Origin of the sequence: Devosia neptuniae, from assembly GCF_025452235.1 — a bacterium.
Classification (GTDB): domain Bacteria; phylum Pseudomonadota; class Alphaproteobacteria; order Rhizobiales; family Devosiaceae; genus Devosia.
The window spans coordinates 318,177-336,943 of record NZ_CP104965.1; the positions used below are offsets into that span (position 1 = coordinate 318,177).

General features: G+C 63.2%; 20 protein-coding genes and 2 tRNA genes. 12 read left to right on the forward strand and 10 right to left on the reverse strand.

From position 1 onward, the window contains the following. Positions 1 to 31 precede the first annotated feature (31 nt). Positions 32 to 1,684, reverse strand: coding sequence for a Na/Pi cotransporter family protein (locus N8A98_RS04015; RefSeq protein WP_262169364.1), 1,653 nt, complete (start codon positions 1,682 to 1,684; stop codon positions 32 to 34). A gap of 109 nt (positions 1,685 to 1,793) precedes the next feature. Further along, entirely contained in the window at positions 1,794 to 2,660 is an 867-nt protein-coding gene (locus tag N8A98_RS04020; protein ID WP_262169366.1) for a LysR substrate-binding domain-containing protein, read from the reverse strand. A 147-nt stretch (positions 2,661 to 2,807) separates the two neighbouring features. On the opposite strand from N8A98_RS04020, the gene N8A98_RS04025 reads away from it, so the two are divergent. Then, positions 2,808 to 3,881 carry a phosphonoacetaldehyde reductase gene (locus tag N8A98_RS04025; protein WP_262169369.1) on the forward strand — a complete coding sequence of 358 codons (1,074 nt, stop codon included), beginning with the start codon at positions 2,808 to 2,810 and terminating at the stop codon, positions 3,879 to 3,881. A gap of 216 nt (positions 3,882 to 4,097) precedes the next feature. Here the strand turns inward: N8A98_RS04025 and N8A98_RS04030 are convergent, their stop codons facing one another. Next, a complete protein-coding gene (locus tag N8A98_RS04030) occupies positions 4,098 to 5,039 on the reverse strand; it encodes a bestrophin family protein (protein WP_262169371.1) in 942 nt (313 codons plus the stop codon). A gap of 238 nt (positions 5,040 to 5,277) precedes the next feature. On the opposite strand from N8A98_RS04030, the gene N8A98_RS04035 reads away from it, so the two are divergent. The 4 genes from N8A98_RS04035 to N8A98_RS04050 all read left to right on the forward strand — a co-directional run bounded on the left by N8A98_RS04035 (position 5,278) and on the right by N8A98_RS04050 (position 9,004). Next, positions 5,278 to 6,030, forward strand: coding sequence for an SDR family oxidoreductase (locus tag N8A98_RS04035; protein ID WP_262169372.1), 753 nt, complete (start codon positions 5,278 to 5,280; stop codon positions 6,028 to 6,030). An 11-nt stretch (positions 6,031 to 6,041) separates the two neighbouring features. Continuing rightward, positions 6,042 to 6,506 (forward strand): carboxymuconolactone decarboxylase family protein, encoded by a 465-nt coding sequence (locus N8A98_RS04040; RefSeq protein ID WP_262169374.1) that lies wholly within the window; start codon positions 6,042 to 6,044, stop codon positions 6,504 to 6,506. Beyond that, entirely contained in the window at positions 6,496 to 7,359 is an 864-nt protein-coding gene (locus N8A98_RS04045; RefSeq protein ID WP_262169377.1) for a sigma-70 family RNA polymerase sigma factor, read from the forward strand. The genes N8A98_RS04040 and N8A98_RS04045 overlap by 11 nt, the downstream gene beginning before the upstream one ends. Before the next feature lie 505 nt (positions 7,360 to 7,864). Further along, on the forward strand, positions 7,865 to 9,004 hold the full coding sequence (locus N8A98_RS04050; protein ID WP_262169380.1) for a multidrug effflux MFS transporter: 1,140 nt from the start codon (positions 7,865 to 7,867) through the stop codon (positions 9,002 to 9,004). A 291-nt stretch (positions 9,005 to 9,295) separates the two neighbouring features. Here N8A98_RS04050 and N8A98_RS04055 read toward each other — a convergent pair. Next, positions 9,296 to 9,370 (reverse strand) — tRNA-Gln (locus N8A98_RS04055). A gap of 167 nt (positions 9,371 to 9,537) precedes the next feature. Here N8A98_RS04055 and N8A98_RS04060 point away from each other — a divergent pair. Continuing rightward, positions 9,538 to 9,614 (forward strand) — tRNA-Pro (locus N8A98_RS04060). 79 nt (positions 9,615 to 9,693) lie between these two features. Here the strand turns inward: N8A98_RS04060 and N8A98_RS04065 are convergent. Together N8A98_RS04065 and N8A98_RS04070 are read right to left on the reverse strand one after the other, a co-directional pair. Continuing rightward, complete coding sequence (locus N8A98_RS04065; RefSeq protein WP_113120827.1) at positions 9,694 to 9,894, reverse strand: DUF2188 domain-containing protein; 201 nt, start codon at positions 9,892 to 9,894, stop codon at positions 9,694 to 9,696. 117 nt (positions 9,895 to 10,011) lie between these two features. Beyond that, positions 10,012 to 10,626, reverse strand: a complete 615-nt coding sequence (locus tag N8A98_RS04070) for a biotin transporter BioY (RefSeq protein ID WP_262169385.1) — start codon at positions 10,624 to 10,626, stop codon at positions 10,012 to 10,014. An 89-nt stretch (positions 10,627 to 10,715) separates the two neighbouring features. Between N8A98_RS04070 and N8A98_RS04075 the strand changes: the two genes are divergently transcribed. Then, a complete protein-coding gene (locus tag N8A98_RS04075; RefSeq protein ID WP_262169388.1) occupies positions 10,716 to 11,690 on the forward strand; it encodes an MBL fold metallo-hydrolase in 975 nt (324 codons plus the stop codon). Between the two features lie 38 nt (positions 11,691 to 11,728). Here N8A98_RS04075 and N8A98_RS04080 read toward each other — a convergent pair whose 3' ends face one another. The 3 genes from N8A98_RS04080 to pdxH form a co-directional block, all read right to left on the reverse strand. Next, the gene (locus N8A98_RS04080) at positions 11,729 to 12,544 is read right to left on the reverse strand and encodes a DUF1499 domain-containing protein (protein ID WP_262169390.1); all 816 of its coding nucleotides are present in this window, start codon (positions 12,542 to 12,544) and stop codon (positions 11,729 to 11,731) included. Positions 12,545 to 12,617: 73 nt separating this feature from the next. After that, positions 12,618 to 13,337, reverse strand: coding sequence for a 5,6-dimethylbenzimidazole synthase (bluB, locus tag N8A98_RS04085; RefSeq protein ID WP_262169393.1), 720 nt, complete (start codon positions 13,335 to 13,337; stop codon positions 12,618 to 12,620). 175 nt (positions 13,338 to 13,512) lie between these two features. Next, positions 13,513 to 14,136, reverse strand: a complete 624-nt coding sequence (gene pdxH, locus N8A98_RS04090) for a pyridoxamine 5'-phosphate oxidase (RefSeq protein ID WP_262169395.1) — start codon at positions 14,134 to 14,136, stop codon at positions 13,513 to 13,515. Between the two features lie 95 nt (positions 14,137 to 14,231). On the opposite strand from pdxH, the gene N8A98_RS04095 reads away from it, so the two are divergent. Next, entirely contained in the window at positions 14,232 to 15,164 is a 933-nt protein-coding gene (locus N8A98_RS04095) for a DnaJ C-terminal domain-containing protein (protein WP_262171874.1), read from the forward strand. A 37-nt stretch (positions 15,165 to 15,201) separates the two neighbouring features. Here N8A98_RS04095 and N8A98_RS04100 read toward each other — a convergent pair whose 3' ends face one another. Then, positions 15,202 to 16,155 (reverse strand): L-threonylcarbamoyladenylate synthase, encoded by a 954-nt coding sequence (locus N8A98_RS04100; protein ID WP_262169397.1) that lies wholly within the window; start codon positions 16,153 to 16,155, stop codon positions 15,202 to 15,204. A 64-nt stretch (positions 16,156 to 16,219) separates the two neighbouring features. On the opposite strand from N8A98_RS04100, the gene N8A98_RS04105 reads away from it, so the two are divergent. From N8A98_RS04105 to N8A98_RS04120, 4 genes are read left to right on the forward strand one after another with little or no spacing between them, the layout of a single operon-like run. Continuing rightward, positions 16,220 to 17,167 (forward strand): histone deacetylase family protein, encoded by a 948-nt coding sequence (locus tag N8A98_RS04105; protein ID WP_262169400.1) that lies wholly within the window; start codon positions 16,220 to 16,222, stop codon positions 17,165 to 17,167. Positions 17,168 to 17,178: 11 nt separating this feature from the next. Then, positions 17,179 to 17,427 carry an exodeoxyribonuclease VII small subunit gene (locus N8A98_RS04110; RefSeq protein ID WP_262169402.1) on the forward strand — a complete coding sequence of 83 codons (249 nt, stop codon included), beginning with the start codon at positions 17,179 to 17,181 and terminating at the stop codon, positions 17,425 to 17,427. Positions 17,428 to 17,436: 9 nt separating this feature from the next. Next, positions 17,437 to 18,036, forward strand: a complete 600-nt coding sequence (locus tag N8A98_RS04115) for an SCO family protein (RefSeq protein WP_113121286.1) — start codon at positions 17,437 to 17,439, stop codon at positions 18,034 to 18,036. Then, positions 18,033 to 18,767 (forward strand): TlyA family RNA methyltransferase, encoded by a 735-nt coding sequence (locus N8A98_RS04120; RefSeq protein ID WP_262169405.1) that lies wholly within the window; start codon positions 18,033 to 18,035, stop codon positions 18,765 to 18,767. The genes N8A98_RS04115 and N8A98_RS04120 overlap by 4 nt, the downstream gene beginning before the upstream one ends.

Here is an 18,767-nt window from a genome sequence, read left to right on the forward strand (position 1 = left end):
CTGAATTGAACCTATAGGCCAAAGCTATAGCTTAATTCACCTTGGAGAGGCGGCTCTCCAGTAGATCCCCGCTTTCGGTCAGAATGGGGTAGGCGACAGTGACCAGCAGCGAGTTGATTTCCTTGAACCCGCGAGCAATCTCGAGATGCATGCCACTGGTCTCGATACTCTCGGGAGTTCCGGACTGCAGGCGTTTCAGATGCTCGCTATAACTATGGCGGTGCAGCCGCCGCATCCGTTCCTTTTCAACGACAAGCTGACGCGCCGACGGAAGATCCCGGGTTACGAGCAGGTTAAGCGCGAGGTGCATGTTCTCGATCAGTCGTTCATGCAACGCGACCAGCTCTGCCCACCCCTCGGCGGAAAAGCGCCAGTTCTTGTCGAGACGCTCCTGCGCCAGCACGAGCAGGTTCTTTGCGATGACGTCACCGACATGTTCGAGGTTGATGGCGAAGTCGGTCAGCTCGATGCTGCGCTTGGCTTCCTGCACGCTCATCTGCCCTCGATTGAGTTCGGCAAGGTAGAGTTTGATGGCGGTATGGGTGTGGTTGACGGTCTCGTCCATTTCGCGCACGCGCAGGATGGCTGCTCGGTCGCCCGCTCGTATCAACTCCGTGACCGGCCGCACCATCACCTCGACCAGCTCGCCCATGCGCAGCAATTCGCGCGTCGCACTGGCAAGCGCCAGATGCGGCGTGCCGATGACCGAGCGATCGAGCGCGCTGACCCGATGCGCCGTCCCAGCAACGGGGCGGTCCGGCAGCAACCGACAGGTTAGATCGCCCACGATCCGCACCAGTGGCAGGCTGACCAGCGCCAGAGCGGCATTGAACAGAAGATGGAAATTGACCAGCGCCGCGCCGGGATCGGCCCCCAGCGCCTGCATCGACAAGCCGCTGGTATTGATGACGGCAAGGGCCAGAACGGCCCCTGTCGCACGAAAGAGCAGATTTCCCATCGGGAGGCGTTGCGCCGCGACTGGCATGCCGCGCGATAACCAGACGGCGATCAGTCCGCCACCGAGATTGGCACCGAGGACAAGCGGAACGCCCGCCTCTAGCGGGATCAGCCCCTGGGCGGCCAGGGCCGACACCATGAGGATAGCGGCCACACTCGAATGCACAAGCCAGGTAAACAGGGCGCCAATCAGGAACGCCGTCAAATAGTCGTCGGCCAGATAAGCGGATAGCGACGGCAACATGGCGCTGTTGCGCAATGGCCCGGTGGCCGCCGCGATGAGTTGCAGCGACAAAAGAACCAAGCCTATGCCCAATACCATCCGGCCGGCCTCGCGGACCCGTTCGCCCGACAGCTTGAGGTGCATGACGCCGCCGGCGAACAGGAAAACCGGTAACAGCCAGCCCAGATCAAATGTCAGAATTCGCACGACAAGGGCCGAACCAAGATCGGCGCCGAGCAGCAGCGCCAATCCCGTCGGCGTTGCCAGAATTCCACTCGCCGCAAATCCGCAGGCGAGCATGGCAACCGCGGTCGAACTTTGCAGCATGACTGCCATGGCCAGGCCACCGCCTGCCGCTGCCAGCTGGCCCCGCTTGGCCTGTCCGAGCATACTGCGCAGGGTGTGGCCGAAGGCCAATTCCATACCCATGCGCACCATGTGTACGGCGTAAAGCAACAGCATGGTGGCGCCGGCCATATGGAGCAGGATGAGCGAGAAGTGCATGGGCTTGCCTTTGCAGACTTGCCCGATGTCATGCCCCGCTCGCTTGCGGGTCAATTAGTTAGTTTCAATGCATCAATAGCTTGGCTCTATGCATTGCGGGCAAGTGCGTTCAGGGCTGCAGCACGGAATGCATGAATGCCTCGATCTTGGGCGAATGACGCCGCTCCAACAGGCAGGCCAGTCGGTATTCGGTTTGAATGACCGCATCGGCAATGTGGACAGTCTTGAGATGGGGGTGTGGCACAAACTCAAAATCCGCGACAACCCCAATGCCCAGTCCCTGCTCGACTGCCTTCCACACGCCTTCTCGGCTACCAATCTCGAGCAGCGGCTCAATCGGCACACCAGCCTGCCGCGCGGCAGCTTCGAACGCACGACGCGTGGTCGATCCGGTTTCGCGCAGGATCAGTGGCTGGCCGGCGAGCTCAGCCATTGTGATACTCTGGCGATCATACCAGGGGTGTTGCGAATTGACGAACGCGACGACTTCGTGCGTGGCGAAAGCCACCGAATAGATCCGAGGGTCCTCGACCACATGGGCAAGGATCGCCACGTCCGATTCCAGTTCCAGAATTCTATCCAGCGTCTGGTCGGAATTGCCCAGCAGCATGCTGACTTTTATCGAGGGGTACTTTGCGAGGAACCGCGCCACCATCTCGGTGGCATGAAACGGTCCCACCGCCGCCACCCGCAACTGGCCGGTGGTCAATTGCCCGCTGCTGAGCAAAAGTTCCTCGGCCTCGCCATGCAGGCTCATGATCCGTCGGGTGATATCGAACAGCGCGGCACCCGTTTCCGTCAGCTCTACACGACGGCCGCGGCGCACGAGAAGTTCCACCCCGTAGCGCTCTTCAAGCTCTTTGACCTGGGTGGTGACGGTCGGCTGGCTGATGTTCAAAGCACCAGCTGCGGCCGTGAAGCCGCGGTTTTCGGCGACGGCATGGAAGGAGCGAAGGTGAGTGAATACTATAGCCACAGCCTATGATAATCCGCAAAAATTTGTATTAGTCAATGGATTGAATTTTCGACAGTTTTCTCTGGCCCAACGAAATCAGGTCAGGAATTTGCCGTGTGGTCGTATCGAAATCCCGTTGATGTTCGCTTTGGCCGCGGCAGTTTTTCAATGCTCGCAGCCGCCATTGGAGGCCGCAGCTATGCGCTCGTAACCTATGGCGAACCATATTTCCGCTCGCTCTCGGCCGAGCTCGAGGCCAAGGCTGGCGCCCCGGTATTGGTCATCGACGATATCGCGCCAAACCCCGATATTTTGCTGCTTGAAGCGCAGGCGGGACGATTCGCCGGGCTGAGTACACCGCCCGAGGTCGTGGTCGCGCTCGGCGGCGGTTCGGTCATCGACTCTGCCAAGGTCTTTGCTGCAGCGCGGGGCGACTTCGGCGTGGTCGACGCCTATCTCAACAAGCGCGCTGGCGCCGAGACGGTAAAGCCTTTGCCGCTGATAGCCGTCCCCACCACGGCCGGGACTGGCAGTGAAGTCACCTGCTGGGGCACGATCTGGGACAATGCCGCCGGCCTCAAATATTCGCTGGCCCATCCGGGTCTCTATCCCGAAGTCGCACTCGTCGACCCTGACCTCATGATCGGCAAGCCGCGCGACCTGACCATCCAGACGGGCCTCGACGCCTTGTCCCACGCGCTGGAGAGCCTGTGGAACCGCAATGCCAATCCGGTGTCGATGGCGCATGCCGTTGCTGCCGCCAAAGGCGTGCTCTCGACATTGCCTCTTCTGGCCAATGATCTGCGCAATCCCCAATTGCGGGACCGCATGGCGCGTGCCGCAACGCTAGCTGGATTTGCCTTCTCAAACACCAAGTCGGCAATCGCGCATTCTCTGTCCTACCCCATCACGCTGCGTTACGGCGTACCGCACGGGATCGCCTGTTCCTTCTCGCTGCCGATGATCATGCGCGGCGTGAAGGGGGACGGCGGCCTATGCGCCGAAGGCCTGCAGGCCATCTTTGGCAACGATATTGGAAACGCTGCCAATCAGCTGGCGGCAACCTTGACCAAGCTGGGCGTCGCCACCAACCACAGCCATTACGGCATTGACGATGTGGAATGGCGGACGCTGATCGACCTCGCCTTCGACGGCGAGCGTGGCCAGAACTTCACCGGCAGCCGCGAAAAGCTCCTGGCGGTGGCGGGCTTCGCTGAGGGCACGCGAAGGGCGACCGCGTGACAGGCCGCTTAGAAGCCTACTTAACCTGAAGCTGCCATTGGTTGTGTGAGGCAAACCGAGTGCGAATGCCGGCTCCGCCGCCAGTGCGATAATACGAGACGTCCACAATACCGGCGCCACCCCGATCTGTAGCACAAGACTCAAGAGGTCGGCTGCCCGCGTTCCTCGACGTCAGCCAACCACCGTCGGCGTAGTTGCTCGGCTGCGCCCCTGCGTCTATGTGGCAATGCCATTGCGAGGGAGCAGCGGCGCGGGCAGTTCCGTCTCGCCCATCGCTGCGCGCAGTTCGATCTCGATCTCACGACAGATCTGGGAGATCGGCACGTCGTTCGCGCCGCCCTCGAACGGATTTGATGTGCTCTCGCCCACTTGGTCGAGCGACATATACATCCAGCCAAGCAGCGCGCTGAACGGAATGGTCAGCCAGATGGAAATCACGCTCCACACGCCACCAAGCTTGCTCATCTCCGCAAAGACCGGCACGGCGCCGAACGGCAGCAGCGTGCAGAAGATGGCTACGAACATCGAGCTGACAATGGCATATTGGCGCGGATAAGGGCTGTTCTTGATGCGGTCGCAGCGTGCCTGCTGGTCGTGGAAATCCCGCATCAGCTTGAGCAGTTCGGCATAGACCTGCGGCGGCAGGCGGGCGTCGCGGAACAGAAGATTGATCTGGTGCCCTTGACTGTCGAGCAGCTGCAACGGCGCAGCCAGCATGCCACTGGCGAGTATCTTTGCGGCCGCCTCCCTGCCCAGCAATGTCTCCAATTCATGGGTCAGCGACGTCGTATCCTCGACGATGTGATACCGCTTGCGAAATTCCGCATTGGCCTTGCGGCCCATCGACTCCCAGGGCATCGGCCGGCGCAGGCAATGGCGCAGTGCGGTCATCCAGGCGATGTGCCGGAAGACCAGCATGCGCATGGTTGGCTCATCGGTGAAATCGGCGCAGAACCGGGACAGCATGCGGCTGCTCGCCGATATCTGCGCAAAGGCCTGCAGGGCCTCCGCACTTCGCACCAGCACCTGCGAGTTCTTGAAACCGGCCATCAGCGAAACCGTCGTGCCGAGCACCACGACAATCGGCCAGGGCACGGAGAAGCCGGCAATCGGGGGGATATTATAGACCCCGATCGCACACAGGCTCACCGCCACCATGAACACTATGCTGCCGCGAGACCATAGCGCGAATTCAATTGGTCTATAGGATCTTCCGACATGCATGGGATGCCCCGTACTCAAGGTTGCTGCATCCAGGACGAGACCGCCGCCAGCAGTGTGACATGCCCGGCGCAGAATCTTTTTTTCCGCCCATGTCACAACCGGTCCGCGTCGTCTCGTCTTGCTGCTGAAGACGCTGCCAATCGCGGCCGGCGTCAATCAGCAGGACAAGACTATGAAGATCCTCGTCATCGGCGGCACCGGCCTTATCGGCTCCAAGACCGTGCGCCTTCTTCTCGAGCGCGGCCATGAAGTCATTTCCGCCTCTCCCAGTTCTGGCGTCAACACCATCACCGGCGAGGGCCTGGCCCAGGCCATGGCCGGAACGGATGTGGTGCTGGACCTGGCCAATTCACCCTCCTTCGAGGATGCGGCCGTGCTCGAATTCTTCCAGACGGCGGGGCGCAACCTGCTGGCCGCAGAAGAAGCCGCAGGCGTTCGCCATCACCTCGCGCTCTCGGTGGTGGGCACGCAGGACCTTGGCGACAGCGGCTATTTCCGCGGCAAACAGGCACAGGAAGCCCTGATAAAAGCCTCGCCCATCCCCTATACCATCGTGCATTCGACCCAGTTTTTCGAATTCCTCGGCGGCATCGCCAAGTCGGCCGGCGCCGAGGGCACCATCACGCTCTCCACCGCCTTCATCCAGCCTATCGCATCGCCCGACGTTGCGGCGGTCATGGCCGATGTCGCTCTCGGCGCTCCGCTCAACGCTACCCTCGAAATCGCCGGTCCGGACAAGGTGCGCATGTCCGAGCTGCTGAGCCGGTATCTACGCGATGTCGGCGACACCCGCGCCGTGATCGGCAGCCCGGACGCCCCCTATTTCGGCGCCCGCCTCGCCGATGACACCCTGCTGCCGCGCGGTACGGCCCGCCTCGGCACCATTGGCTATGGCGACTGGCTCGCCAGCCAGACGGCGCGGTGAGGAGCACCACGATGAAAGCACGATTGGACGACCACCTCGCCAAGGCTCCCGCCGCGATCAAGGCCTTGATGGCGCTTGAAGCCGCGCTCAAGGGGAGTAGTCTTGAAACGGGACTGCTGGAGCTGGTCAAGCTGCGCGCCTCGCAAATCAATGGCTGCGCCTATTGCATCCATATGCACGCCACCTCGCTGCGCAAATCGGGTGAAAGCGACATGCGACTCTACCTGCTGGATGCCTGGCGCGAGGCGCCACACTACACGGCACGCGAGCGAGCAGCCCTGGCCTGGACGGAGCGCCTCACGCGGCTATCGGAAACCGATATCGAGGAGGCTGAATATGAAATCCTCGAGGCCGCCTTCACGCCGGAGGAACAAGTCAACCTGACGCTGGCGATCGGCGCCATCAATGTGTGGAACCGCCTGCAGGTCGGCTTTGCCGTGCCCCCGCCCTTCCCCGAGGACACACATGGCGCCTGAGCAGGCTTCAGATCTGTTCGAGACGCACCGGCCCCGGCTGGTGCGTCTGGGCTATCGCATGCTCGGTGGCCGCGCCGCTGCCGAGGATATCGTGCAGGATGCCTGGCTGCGCTGGTCCAACACCGATCAGTCCGCGGTCAACAATGTGGGCGCCTTCCTCACCCGCATCGTTACCCGGCTCTGCCTCGATGAGCTGAAATCGGCCCGCGCCCGGCGCGAACTCTATGTCGGCAGCTGGCTGCCTGAACCCATCATCGAGCCGGAAGAACCGGGCATCGACACCGACGAGCTGACCATGACGCTCATGCTCGCGCTCGAACGCCTGTCGCCGCTCGAACGCGCCGCCTTCCTGCTGCACGATGTCTTCGGCCAGCCGCTCGAGGAGATTGCAACCACGCTTGGCCGCGACGCGCCCGCCGTGCGCCAGCTTGCCTCGCGCGCCCGAAAGCATGTGCAGCAGGCTCGCCCCCGTTTCCCCGTCGCCCGGGAGGATGGCGACCGTATTGCCCAGGCCTTCTTCTCCGCCGCCCATTCGGGCGATGTCACCGCGTTGCGGGCTCTGCTGGCCGACGATGTCGTGCTGCATTCGGACGGCGGCGGCAAGGTTTTCGCCTTCCTGCGCCCCATTATCGGCCTGGAGCATGTGCTGCGCATGTATGGCGGTCTCTACCGCAAGCTAGGCCCCGACTGGACCCAGTTCATCCGCCCGGCCTGGATCGATGGTCTGCCCGGCTATGTCAGCCGCGAACGGGGCGCTATCCTGCAAACCACGGCCTTTGCCATCGAAAACGGCAAGATCACCGCCATCTACATGATCCGCAATCCCGACAAGCTCACCCATATCGGCGGCTGAACTATCCGCCGAACGCGACAACCCGCTGGCCATGTCGAAATGCCTCACCTTGCGCGAGCTCACAATCGCCCAAATGGTGGCAGTCGCGCTGGGGCTTAGCGAGCGTCACGGCCCCTCATTGAAGGCCGCTTTGGCGTCAGCGCCAGCCTCCCATCTGTGGACGCCCGTGGCACATCGATGGCGTCGGGGCGTCCACCCATCAGCCCACTCAAGTCGTCGTTTGCGGCCGCGCTCGAACGACTGGAATGGGACAACTCGCAGCCCAACGGCTCCTGACCCCATATCGGTCCTGCCAGACAACGCACTGGAAGCGCCAGGGTGAACCTCGCGCCAGAGTGGTTACGCCACCCATTGCGGAGCGAATGATCCTATGCAATTTTGTGTGGGTAGCGACCGCACGATCCAAGGCTGGTCTGGACGGTCATGTCGCTGCCGGTAGGTGCACGAATTATCTAGCATAGCTGGTCTGGGACGACGCGAACTCGTCCTGCTTGTTGCGGCCCTTATGGGTCTCAGTTCCATTGCTCTCGACATCATGCTCGCCGCGCTGCCTGATATAGGTCGCGCGATGCAGACAACTGCGCCCAATCTGGCGCAGTTGACCGTTGGCGTATTCCTCCTGGGTGCAGCCATCTCGGCGTTCTTTGTCGGGCCGGTTGCTGACGCCTATGGACGCCGGCTGCCGATCCTGACTGGGCTGACATTGTTCGTGGTCGCTAGCCTACTGGCTCCATTCGCACAAAGCATGGAAATGCTGCTTGCTCTTCGCCTCGTCCAGGGTATCGGCGTTGGCACGACACGGCTTTCCCAAGCCGTGTTGCGGGATCATTACTCCGGCAGTGAAATGGCTGAAGCCATGTCACTCTCGCTGATGGCCTTTCTCATACTCCCCGTTGTTGCTCCCCTGATTGGTCAGGGCATATTGGTTGTTGCGGGCTGGCAGGCGATCTTTCTCACGATGGCCGCACTTGGGACGGCTGTGCTCGCCTGGACGTGGCTCAAGTTGCCCGAGACGCTGGCCGCGGAGGACCGGCGACCTCTCAGTTTGGCATCAATCTGGGCGGGCCTGGGCATCATCACACGCGACCGCAACGCCGTTGGCTACGGCCTGGCCGCCATGTTCCTGCTCGGTGCCCTTTATGGCTTTATCGCAACGACCCAGCCAGTCTATGGCGAAGCATTCGGTCTGGGCGGGTTTTTCCCGTTCGCCATGGCGGCAACCGCCATTGTCCAGTCGGGTGCAGCCTTCGTCTGTTCCCGTCTCATCCGGCGCTTCGGTGCGCCTGCCATTGGGCTGGCCGCCCTGTCGTCCTATGTCGGATTCGCGGCCGTGCTGGTGCTGATGCACTCTCTTGGGACGCTGTCATTCTGGCTGTTTTTCCTGCTGGTCACTGCCATGATGGCAATGTTTACCTGGGCCGACGCTACTCTGGGCGCGCTCTCGATGGTGAACCTGGGCAGGGTTGCCGGCACGGCTGCATCGGCATTCGGCGCTATCCAGGCGCTCGGGGCTACCCTGCTCGGTTCGCTCATCGGGCAGGGTTATGATGGGACACCTAGCTCCTTCGTTTGGGGAGCGCTCGTTCTGGGGACATTCTCGCTCCTAGCAATTGCCTGGGCGCGAGGTGCGGCTCAGGCGAGCTAGCTATGAATCAGCCCTCTCGGGCCGCCGTGACAGGTGACTATGGCTTGCTCCATGTTAGGGTTTAGGTCTGTTGCGGATTGATTTCCAATCTAAGACACACCTGCAGGAGCACCTTTTTGGACCAGGCGCCCAGCGTCGCCAATAGTAGACGGCGTTGCGGCGAAAGCAGTGAGAAATGGCCGGCAAGCGACATGCTCCAGAGCATGTAACACACCCATGTAATACAGCGGGCTTCCGCTGCGGCGCGGCTCCTCACTGGAATCCAGCGTTTTCAGCAACTTAGCGGAAATCTGGCTGGGGTACTAGGATTCGAACCTAGGAATGCCGGTACCAAAAACCGGTGCCTTACCGCTTGGCGATACCCCAACTGGGGCGGTTCGTACACGGTTTGATGGCGCTTCGCAACATGGCTGGAAGGGTGTTGAAAAACGCGTGTGGAGGCGCTTGTGTGCTGCCGGAAGCATCGCTATAAAGCGCCCAATCACGACATGGCGCCCCCACGGCGCCGCAGACCCGATTGTCGCGATCCCTGACGGAGTATAGCGCAGCCTGGTAGCGCACCTGCTTCGGGAGCAGGGGGTCGAGTGTTCGAATCACTCTACTCCGACCAATAGAACCGGGCGTCTCCGAGCGATCGGCGGCGCCCGGTTTGTTTTTGGCGACAGGGTTGCCGACACAGTTCCGGACAGCTATTTCGGCCGCCACACCGTTTCGCTGCGCATATCGGCGTCGCGCACCACCACTTCGATATCGCCGTCACCCGAGGCCTGGGCCTGCTGGATGGCGGCGTCGATGGCCGCTTGCTTGGATGTATAGGGCCCCACCAGTGCACCCTTGAAGCTATAGTGCCAAGCGCGGTCCTGTTCGGCGACGACATAGTGATTGGCCATTTTTGCCCTCCGGCTCATCAACGCGCCGGAAGCCTGCACGTTGCCGCCAATCGCCCTCGCGCCAACAAAAAAGCCGGCCCCCTCAGGACCGGCTTTTTCAATTCGATTGGAGAGGGATCAGCGCTTCTTGCCGAACAGGCCCCAGGCGCCGGTCACGGTCAAGGCGGCCAGGGCCATTTTGAGCACGTCCCAGATGATGAAAGGCTGCACGGCCTTGGCGAAGGCGGAGCCAACCACATTGGCCTGGTCGATCCAGCCGGCCTGGCCGGACATGGCGAGCAGCCAGGCAAAGCCGAGCGCGAACATCACCACGCCGCCGGCCAGCATGGCGGCGAACAGGGTCAGCGGCTTGCCCGAAGCGCCGCGATCGGCGGCAAAGCCGATAATGGCGGCCATGGCGAGGAAGCCGAACAGGAACCCGCTGGTGGGACCAACGAGATAGGCAAGGCCGCCGCCGAGCGCGAAGACCGGCAGGCCAAACGCGCCTTCAACCAGGTAAAGCGCGACAGTGGCAACCCCGATACGGGCGCCGAAAGCGGCAGCGAGCGCGGCAACGGCAAAGCTCTGCAGCGTCACCGGCACGGGCCAGACCGGCACATTGATCTTGGCACAAATGGTCAGCAGCAGCGTGCCGAGCACGACCGTGGCGAGAGTGGATGCCAGCTTGGCAGCGTCGCCCTTGGGCTGGAATACGCCGAGCAGCGTGTTGGGCGTGGTCAAAGTCACGGCCATTTCATACCTTCCATGCTTCAAATCAAAGCGCCGCCCGTCCGGGGCGCGCATTACTCCTGACTTCTTAGTCCCTCGGCAAAGCTAGCGCAATGACCAGACCAGCCCCCTCCCCGGCCTATGACAAGAGTTTTGCGCCGCAAACCGGCATGCCGGTCAGCGTGGCGCCGGGCCTTGTCCGCATCACCGCGCCCAATGCCAGCCCCTATACGTTCACCGGCACCAATAGCTTCCTCGTCGGCCACGAACGGCTGGCTTTGCTCGACCCGGGCCCGGAAGACGAGGCCCATATCGCCGCGCTCACATCGGCCATTGCCGGCCGCCCGGTCGATTCCATCATCCTCACCCATACCCATCGCGACCACAGTGCGCTGGCCCGGCGCATGGCGTCCATGCTTGCGGCGCCGCTGTGGTTTGGCGGCCCGCATCGGCTGTCGCGCCCGCTGCGCCACTTCGAGCGCAATCCGATTCGCAATTCCTGCGATTGGGATCTGATGCCCGACCGCACGATCATCGATGGCGAGGTCATCGCCGCCGGGGATATCACGCTCTCAGTCCACACCACGCCGGGCCATTGCGCCAACCACCTGGCTTTTGGCCTCACCGGCACGGATATCCTGCTCAGCGGCGACCACATCATGGGCTGGAATTCCACCCTGGTCAGCGTGCCCGATGGCTCGATGGCCGATTATCTGGCCTCGCTGGGCAAGGTCATCGCTCTGCCCTATCGGCTTTATGTCCCCGCCCATGGCGGCCCCATCGCCGATGGTCCGGCCTATGCCAAGACCTTGTTGGCGCATCGGCAATGGCGGAACGAGCAGACCCTTGCCGCCGTCAAAGCGGGCGCGCGCAGCATCGGCGCGGTGGTGAAGGCGATCTATCCGACCCAGCCGCTCATGGTGCAGCGGGCGGCGGCCATGACGATTACGGCGCATGTGGAATATCTGGAGGCGCAGGGTCTGCTGCAGGTGCGGCGGGGATGGTTTGGAACGCGGTTAGCGGCGTGGCCCCAGTCCTCGCTCCGATCCCACATCCAACCACAGAGGTTCCCGCCTGCGCGGGAATGACACCGCGTGTGGAGTGAGTGTGGGCAGTAAGCGCCCAGCTAATTCACCGGCACCGCCGGCGGCGCCGTCTCCGCCTCACCCTCCACCGGCGCCACCACCGGATTATCCCGCAGCAACACCGTCACCGCGTCGTCCAGCGCGGTCAAAAATTCTTCGATTCGCTGCCCGTTCGAGCCGAAATCATGCAGCGCATTGAGCGAGGCCGAGCGCATGTCGACGCGCGAACCCTCCGCAATGGGCGTCACCCGCAGCACCGCCTCCTCGCGCCAACCCGGCAAGGTCATGGCCTGCGCATTGATCCGGCCGGGGCTATCGGCGGTCGGTTCGCGCAGCAGCCGCACGTCCCAGCCGCGATCGGCCACCATGCGCTCGAGCATGGCAAAGGTCTGCTCGGGGGCCAGCGGATAGGTGCGCATCTGCGCATTGGGGAAAATTGTCGCCTGTTGCGCTGGCGTCAGCAGCCTGGGCGCCGGCATGGCGGCCGTTCCCGGCTCGAATACCAGCGGCAGCGCCCCGCGCTCGGTGGTGGCCATGTCGGTCGCCGGCGGATAGCGCAGGGCGAGGCTCGCGTACCAGCCAAATGGCGCCAGGCACAAAAGGGCCAGCGCCAGCCCGGCCAACGCCTTGCCCCAGCCCTGGTCGCCCGTATGCCACAGCCGGGCCAATGCGATCAGCGAGACCAGCAGGGCGACCAGCGCCACCAACCCGGCCAGCAGCACCGCCACCAGAAACAGATCGCCGGTAATGAACCGCTCGCGATGCAGCAGCACCGGGATCACCACCAGCGGCAGGGCCAGCGTGCCCAGGCGTCGCGCCCAGATAGCCCATCTCGATGTCCGGATCAGAATGCGCAACTTGCCGCCGTCAGTTTAGTTCGCTGCGCATGGTAGCGCCAAGGTCTTGCGGGAGTTTGAAGATCGGCCGCGGCTAGCCGGACAAGGTCTTGGCGATCTGCTTTAGTTCGGCCTCACCCTCGCCGCCAAAGCAATCGCTCATGATCAGGTCGGCCAGCGACAGGCGCGTGCCCCAGCCAACCCGCTCGAGATCGGGCTTATTGGCAAAGCCGTGCACCGGTCCGACGCAGAGATAGGCAATGGGCACGACATGGTCGGGCATGCCCAGCAGGCGCTGCAGAGCCGGCGTATCCACAATGCTCACCCAACCGACGCCAATGCCTTCCGCCCGCGCCGCCAGCCAGAAATTCTGCACGGCACAGACGGTGCTGTAGAGGTCCATTTGCGGGTTGTGCCAGCGGCCGAGCGGCGAGTTCCGGCTGCGATTTCGGTCACAGGTCACGCAGATATTGACCGCGCTTTCGCAGATGCCTTCCAGCTTCAGCTTGGCATAAAGCGCCCGCCGCTCCGTTTCGATCTGGGGCAGTTCCTGCTGGCGCGCCGCCAGGAACAGCTCGCGCATGGCCTGCCGGCGCGCCATGTCGCGGATGATGATGAAGTTCCAGGGCTGCATATAGCCCACCGAAGGCGCGTGATGGGCGGCATTGAGCAGCCGCGCCAGAACGGCATCGTCCAATGGCGCCGTGCTGAACTGGCTGCGCACATCGCGGCGGCCGAAAATCGCCTGGTAAACGGCGTCCCGCGCCAGATCGTCGAATGCGTTATGGCCCGCCGGATCGTGTGTTTCGCTCATGGCACTTTCCGCCGCCGAGTGAGTGTAGTTCGGTTAGGACCAATCGACATTCGCTCAGGCTGAGGCGAAAATGGTGGTTTTCGAGAACCGGAGCGCAGCGTACTTTGGGTACGTGAGCACCGGAAGCGCAGAAAACCGCCATTTGCAGGCCAGCATCAGCGAATGGCGGTTGGTCCTAAGGATAAAGCCGTGTACTCACCCAGTGCGCGCCGTCACGCACAAACCGCACCCGGTCATGCAGGCGATATTGCCCGTCTTTCCAGAATTCAAACACTTGCGGGACCACCCGGAAGCCCGACCAATGCGCCGGCCGCGTTACCGGCCCTTCGCCCACTTCGGCGGTCAACGCATCCACGCGCGCCGACAATTCCGCACGGCTGGCCAGCGGCCGCGATTGCGCCGATGCCGACGATGCAATCTGGCTGCCCCTGGCGCGCGAAGCGAAATAGGCATCGGCCTCTTGCGGCGTCACCACTTCCACATTGCCGCGAATCCGCACCTGCCGGCGCAGCGATTTCCAGTGCATCAGCAGCGCCGCCTTGCGGTGCGCCAGCAATTGGCGGCCCTTGTCGCTTTCGAAATTGGTGAAGAAGCAAAAGCCGCGCGAATCGCGGGCATTGAGCAGTACCATGCGGGCATCGGGCATGCCCTCATCGTCCACGCTCGCCAAAGCCATGGCGTGAGGATCGTTCGGCTCGGCCTCCTGGGCCAGGGCGTACCATTCCTCAAACACGGCAAAAGGGTCGAGATCGGCCCGGTCGCCGTCGTCGAACAGGCGTTCGGTGAGGGTTTGCAACATCTCTATGCACCCAAAAACTGGACAAGGCGGGGGGTGGTCGCCATATAGGACGGGAAACCTTGGCGAAGCAACGCCAGACTCATTGAATGGACCAGATGCGCGATCCCTATACCGTGCTTGGGGTGCCACGTTCGGCGAGCGAGAAGGACATCAAGTCCGCCTATCGCAAACTCGCCAAGAAGTATCACCCCGACCAAAATCCTGATGATACCTCGGCGCACGGCAAATTTGCCGAGGCGACCAATGCCTATGACCTGTTGACCAATGCGGAAAAGCGCGCCCAATTCGACCGGGGCGAGATCGATGCCGATGGCAATCCAAAATTTGCCGGCTTCAATCCGGGCGCCGCACGCGGCGGCCGTTCCAGCCAGGGCGGGTTCTCGGCCGAGGACATCCTCAAGGAATTCATGAGCGGCTTTGGCGGCCAACCTCGCGGTGGCGCCGGTCGTGGCCCGGCCGGCGGCGCCCAATGGGACCCCTTTGCCGGCGCAGCCGCTGGCGGCGCACGAGGCGCACCCAAGGGCGATGACGTCGTCGTCACTGCAGCCGTCTCGCTCGAGGATGCCCACAAGGCCGCCTCGATCCCCGTGCGCATGCCCTCGGGCAAGGTGCTCTCGGTCAAGCTTCCCGAAAAGGTGGAGGAAGGCCAGCAGATCCGCCTCAAGGGCCAGGGCAATCCCAATCCCTTCGGCGAGCCGGGCGATGCCCTGGTCACCGTGCGCTTTGAAAAATCCAAGCAATTCCGCCGCGACGGCGCCGACCTGCGCACCGATGTCCCCATCACGCTCTACGAAGCCGTGCTGGGCACCAAGGTGCGCGTCCCCACTTTGGATGGCTCGGTGGAGCTCACCCTGCCCCCCGGCGTCGACACCGCCAAATCCCTCCGCCTCAAAGGCAAGGGCCTCTATGGCGGGGGCGATCTCTACGTGAACCTGAAAGTCGTGCTACCCCCCGGCGGCGACGCGGATCTCGAAGCGCTGGCCAGATTCATGCGCGATCAGAAGCCGTATAAGGTGCGGGACAACTAGCGCGGCCCCTCTCCCCTTGTGGGAGAGGGAAACACCGCTACCCCCGCGGCGCTGCAGCCCGCTGCAGCCGATCATTGATCGCCTCACCCAGTCCCTCATCGGGAATTGGCGCCACCGCGATCACCGGCCGCCCCTCGGCGTCCAGCTCATGCAGCATGGCAAACAGGTTCCGGGCCGCTTCCTTCAAATCCCCCGATGGCGACAGGTTTCGCACCGGGCCGTCAAACGCCGCCGCCGCGCCGAAGGCGAGATAAGCCTCCCCTTCGCGCGGCTCGGTATCCAGCCGCATCAGCGCGTCCGGCGCATAATGGCTCAGCAGCATGCCGGGCGCAGCTACAGCCGCATCCTTTTCCGCCAGCTCCACGACCGTGCCCAGGACCAGTTCGATGTCACCACGCGCCATGGCGCCGGATCGCAACTGGATCAGCCGATCACCATCGACCCGGATAATGGTGGATTCCACCCCCGCCCGGCATGGCCCGCCATCGAGCACCGGCACCCGCCCGGCAAAGCCGAGCCGCACCTGATAGGCCGTGGTTGGCGATAGCCGCCCCGAAGGATTGGCCGACGGCGCCGCCAGCGGCCGCCCCACGGCTTTGAGTAATTCCAGCGCCACCGGATGGTCAGGAATACGGATCGCCACCGTGTCGAGCCCGGCGGTCGCCACATCGGCCAGTCCATTGCCCGGCCGCGCCGGCAGCACCAGCGTCAGCGGCCCCGGCCAGAGCGCCGCGATCTTGTGCGCGGCCGGCGAAAACACGGCGAGCATTTCGGCCATGGCGAGATCGGCACAGTGAATAATCAGCGGATTGAAGCGCGGCCTGCCCTTGGTTTCGTAGATCGAGAGCACCGCATCGGGGTCGGTCGCGTCCGCCCCCAGGCCATAGACCGTTTCGGTGGGAAACGCGCACAGCTTGCCCGCAAGCAGGATCGCGGCTGCTTCGTCCACTGTTTTCGGCTCAGGAAAGCTCAATTCACCAGTCTTCGTCATGGCCGTTGTTTGACAATGACGCCCCGCCGCGTCAAGACGAAGTGCAGGGAAACCGGAGCCCCGAGTGACCACGCTTCTCGTCAGCCAGCCAGATTTTGCCGATCACGTCACCCCGCCCGGTCATGCCGAGCGCGCCGACCGCATTGTCGCGGTCGAGGAAGCCCTCGCCCGTTCGCGCTTTGACGCCCTGGTGCGCCGCAACGCGCCGACCGGCGATCTGATGCTGGCCGAACTGGTGCACGATGCCCGCTACCTGCCCCTGCTGCGCGCCGCCCGCCCCGCCGAGGGCATTGGCCAATTGGACCCCGACACCTTCATTTCCGCCCGCTCGCTCGACGCCGTCGCCACCGGCATAGGCGGCGCGCTGATGGCGCTCGACACAGTGCTGCTGGGCCAGGCCGACAACGCCTTCTGCGCCATTCGCCCGCCCGGCCACCACGCCGAAATCGACCGACCCATGGGCTTTTGCCTCGTCAACACCGTCGCCATCACCGCCCGCGAGGCCCAGCGCAAATATGGTGCCGAGCGCATCGCTATTGTCGATTTCGACGTGCATCACGGCAATGGCACGCAGGATATTTTCAAGGCCGATCCGACGGTTTTCTACGCCTCCAGCCATCAGATGCCGCTCTATCCCGGCACTGGCCACCCGCGTGAAACCGGCGTCGGCAATATCGTCAATGTGCCGCTCGACGCCAATTCGGACGGCGCTGCCATGCGCGACGCCTATCTCACCCGCGTCATCCCTGCGCTGATCGATTTTTCGCCCGACCTGCTGCTGCTTTCGGCGGGTTTTGACTCCCACCGCCTTGATCCCCTGGCCCAGCTCAATTGGGAATCCTCGGACTTCAGCTGGCTCACCGGAAAATTGATGGATGTGGCCGAACGCTGCTGCGGCAACCGCATTGTGTCGCTGCTCGAAGGTGGCTATGACCTCAAAGGGCTGGCGGGCGGTGCGTCGCATCACGTTGCCATGCTGATGGACGGCGCCGTAGGCCGCCTCGAAGACTGAAGGAGCCCGACATGGCTGAGACGACCAATGACGATGTGAAAACGCTGAGCTTTGAGGCCGCTTTGGCCCAGCTCGAGGAAATCGTTGGCAAGCTCGAGTCGGGCCGTGCGCCGCTGGCCGAATCCATCGCCATCTATGAGCGCGGCGAGGCCCTCAAGGCCCATTGCGAAACCCTGTTGCGCACGGCCGAAACCCGTATCGAAAAGATCACGCTATCCCGCGATGGCAGGCCCACCGGCACCGAGCCGCTGGACGCCTAGCGCCCCGCCATGACCAGCAAGTCCCTCCGCAATTTCCGCATCGTGTTGTGGAGCCTGGTCGCCGTCGTGGCTTTGGGCGCCACGGCGCTTTATGTGCTGCGCCCGCCCGCACGACCGGCGCCGCTCAATTTCGCCACCCAGCAATTCGCCCTGGCCTCCACCGCCGGCGGCACGTTCACGCAGGACGATCTCAAGGGCAAACCAAGCCTGATCTTCTTCGGCTATACGTTCTGCCCCGATGTGTGCCCCACCACCCTGGCCGAAACCACCGCCTGGCGCACCCAGCTCGGCCTGACGCCCGATCAGCTCCGCATCATCTTCGTCACTGTCGATCCCGAGCGCGACACGCTCGACGCCGTCAAAGGCTATGTCGAAGGCTTTGATCCCTCGATCATTGGCCTTGTCGGCGACGCCGCGCAGACCGAAGCGATCAAAGCCGCTTTCGGCGTCTTTTCGGAAAAGGCCGAGGCTACCGACGATTACTACCTGGTCAATCACACCGCACTGACCTTCCTGATCGATGCCGAAGGCAAGTTCGACGGCACCATTGCCTATGAAGAGGCAGGCAGCACCGCGCTCGCCAAGGTCAAGCGACTGGTCGAAGGATGAGCGATCGTATCCGCCTCGATCTGGCGCTCGAACAACGAAGCCTAGTGCCCAGCCGCGCCCGCGCGCGCGACGCCATTCTGCGCGGCACGGTGACCGTCAACGGCGTCACCGCCGTCAAGCAAAACCAGATGGTTGGCCGCGACGACAAGCTGGCCCTCAGCGATCCCGCGGCCAATTACGTGTCCCGCGCTGCCCTCAAGCTGGTGGCCGGGCTCGAAGCCGGCAGCATCGACGCCACAGGCAAAACCTGTATTGATGTCGGCTCATCTACCGGTGGCTTCACCCAGGTTCTGATGGAACGCGGCGCCCGCCGCATCTATGCCGTCGATGTCGGCCACGCCCAGCTGCACGAACGCCTCAAGGGCAGCGACCGTGTGGTCAGCATGGAGGGCGTCAATGCCCGCGATCTGACCGCCGAGATGATCCCGGAGCCGATCGACCTATTGGTCTCCGATGTCAGCTTCGTCTCGGTCATCAAAGTGCTCGAAGCGCCCTTGGCGCTCTGCACGCCCAATGCCGAGGCGGTGATCCTCTTCAAACCCCAATTCGAAGTCGGCCGCCGCAATGTCGGCAAGGGCGGCATCGTGACCAGCGAAGAAGCCATCCAGGCCGCTTTGACCGACGTTATCGCCTTCATGGCCTCCCAAGGCTTCCAACACCGGAACTCGGTGACATCACCGATTGCGGGTGGCGATGGGAATGTGGAGACGGTGCTGGTGTTCGGGCGGTAG